Source organism: Pantoea stewartii subsp. stewartii (assembly GCF_008801695.1).
GTDB lineage: Bacteria > Pseudomonadota > Gammaproteobacteria > Enterobacterales > Enterobacteriaceae > Pantoea > Pantoea stewartii.
Map to the genome: position 1 here is coordinate 1 of NZ_VZPF01000220.1, position 600 is coordinate 600.

The 600-nt window shown below is 50.2% G+C and carries 2 protein-coding genes; both read left to right on the plus strand.

The features are described 5' to 3' along the window. Nucleotides 1–293, plus strand: a 293-nt coding sequence (locus F7Q90_RS25840) for a YkgJ family cysteine cluster protein (protein WP_151161175.1), incomplete at its 5' end; no start/stop codon positions are given. Nucleotides 294–318: 25 nt separating this feature from the next. Then, the coding region (locus F7Q90_RS25845; protein WP_282958450.1) for a YciC family protein at nt 319–600 on the plus strand (282 nt) is incomplete at its 3' end.

Here is a 600-nt window from a genome sequence, read left to right on the forward strand (position 1 = left end):
CCGAATCTATTCCCCCTTTTTTACGTTGTATGGCCGGCACCAACCAAAAACAGCCACACTGTAAAGCGCTCATTGGAGTGCCGGGAGAAAATGTCAGTTGCGCCATTTATGAAAACCGCCCTTCAACCTGTCGTGAATTTTCGATGTCGGGCGAAGGAGGCGAAGTAAATGAGGCCTGTAATCGCGCCCGCGCACGATACGGATTACCGCCGCTTTACAAAGATATGCTTTTCCATACAACTGCTGATGCTGCCACTGTAGAGTTATCCAGGGTACAATTACCCGCAAATTAACACCTGCAAAACTCAAGGAGAGTGCATGTCTATCACGGCGAAGTCCGTTTACCGTGACGCCGGAAATTTTTTCCGAAATCAATTTATTACTATCTTGCTGGTTTCGTTGCTATGCGCATTTATCACGGTGATCTTGGGTCAAGCCTTTTCGCCCAGCGATGCGCAAATCGCGCAACTCAGTGAAGGAGAACATTTGGCAGGTAGCGCTGGCCTGTTTGAGTTGGTGCAAAATATGACGCCGGAGCAGCAGCAGATCCTGTTGCGCGCGTCTGCCGCCTCAACATTTTCCGGGCTTATCGGCAACGCG